Here is a 1,840-nt window from a genome sequence, read left to right on the forward strand (position 1 = left end):
TCGGGATGATGGCTGGCCATATGCCGCAAATAGGCGTCATAATCGGGCACCCCGACCATCATGCGCGCCATCTGACGCAGCCGGTGGAGGAAGAGGCTCATTCCGCCGGCACCAGTTGCGCCGGGATTTCCCGCGCCGTGGACCCCGCCACCTTCCGCGCCGCGAGACAGGTGCGAATGGTGAAGACCAGCACCGCCAGCACCACGAACAGGAAGATCGCGACCAGCGCCGCGTCGATCCGGTCGTTGAAGATGATCTGCCGCATCTCCGCCATCGACTTGGCCGGCGCCAGCACTTCGCCCCGGCCGGCCGCGCCGCTGAATCTGGCCGCATGCGCCAGGAAACCGACCTTCGCATCAGCGGAAAACAGCTTCAGTACACCGGCCGACAGGGTGCAGACCAGCAACCAGGCCGTCGGCACCAGCGTCACCCAGGCGTAGCGGTCCCGCTTCATCCGGAACAGCACCGCCGTCCCCAGCATCAGCGCGATGGCCGCCAGCATCTGGTTGGAAATGCCGAACACCGGCCAGAGCGTGTTCACCCCGCCCAGCGGATCGGTCACCCCCTGATGGAGGAAGAAGCCCCAGGCGGCGACGGTCAGCGCCGTCGCGACGATCCCCGGCACCATGCTCCTGCTGTCCTTGAAGCCCGGCACCACCAGCGCGATCAGGTCCTGCAGCATGAAGCGTCCGGCGCGCGTCCCCGCATCCACGGCGGTCAGGATGAACAGCGCCTCGAACAGGATTGCGAAATGATACCAGAAGGCCTTCATCGCCGGCCCGCCCACGACATGGGAGAAGATCTCCGCCATCGCCACCGCCAGCGTCGGCGCCCCGCCCGCGCGGGAGATGATGCTGTGCTCGCCCACATCCTTCGCGGTCTGCAGGATCAGTTCGGGCGAGATGGGGAAACCCATGGCAGTCACCGCCGCCGCCGCGCTCGCCGCATCCTTGCCGATGACCGCCGCCGGGCTGTTCATCGTGAAATAGATGCCCGGATCGAGGATCGACGCGCCCACCAGCGCCATGATGGCGACGAACGCCTCCATCAGCATCGCGCCATAGCCGATCATCGGCGCATCGGCTTCGCTGGCGATCAGCTTGGGTGTGGTGCCGCTGGAGATGAGGGCGTGGAAGCCCGATACCGCCCCGCAGGCGATGGTGATGAACAGGAAGGGGAACAGACCGCCCGACCAGACCGGCCCGTTGCTGCTGACGAACGCGGTTACGGCATGCATTTTGAGGGGCGGCGCCATGATGACGATGCCGATCGCCAGCGCGGCTATCGCGCCGATCTTGAGGAAGGTCGACAGATAATCGCGCGGCGCCAGCAACAGCCACACCGGCAGCACCGAAGCCACCGCGCCATAGCCGATCAATATCCAGCAAAGCTGCACCGGCGTGAAGGTGAAGATCGGACCCCAGACCGGCGAAGCGGCGATGCTCTGCCCATAGACGATGGCGGCCAGCAGCCCGACCAGCCCCATCAGCGACACTTCCCCGATGCGCCCGGGCCTGATCCAGCGCGTATAAGCGCCCATCGCCATCGCCAGCGGCACTGTCGCGGCGACGGTGAACATGCCCCAGGGGCTTTCCGCCAGCGCCTTCACCACGATCAGCGCCAGCACGGCCAGGATGATGACCATGATCATGAAGGCGCCGAACAGGGCGATGGTGCCCGCCACCTGGCCCATTTCCATGCGGATCAGCTCGCCCAGCGACTTCCCGTCGCGGCGCATGGAGATGAAGAGGACCATGAAGTCCTGCACCGCGCCCGCCAGCACCACGCCCGCGATGATCCACAGCGTGCCGGGCAGATAACCCATCTGTGCCGCCAGCAC

At 66.3% G+C, this 1,840-nt stretch carries 2 protein-coding genes; both read right to left on the minus strand.

The window, feature by feature from the left end; translation table 11 throughout:
* Window positions 1–101, minus strand: a 101-nt coding sequence (locus MRBLSP13_RS17295; RefSeq protein WP_363755752.1) for a YbdD/YjiX family protein, incomplete at its 3' end; no start/stop codon positions are given.
* A partial coding sequence (locus MRBLSP13_RS17300) for a carbon starvation CstA family protein (RefSeq protein ID WP_363755750.1) occupies window positions 98–1,840 on the minus strand: 1,743 nt, incomplete at its 5' end. The genes MRBLSP13_RS17295 and MRBLSP13_RS17300, both read right to left, overlap by 4 nt.

This window comes from Sphingobium sp. LSP13-1-1.1 (assembly GCF_040676415.1).
In the GTDB taxonomy this organism is placed as follows: domain Bacteria; phylum Pseudomonadota; class Alphaproteobacteria; order Sphingomonadales; family Sphingomonadaceae; genus Sphingobium.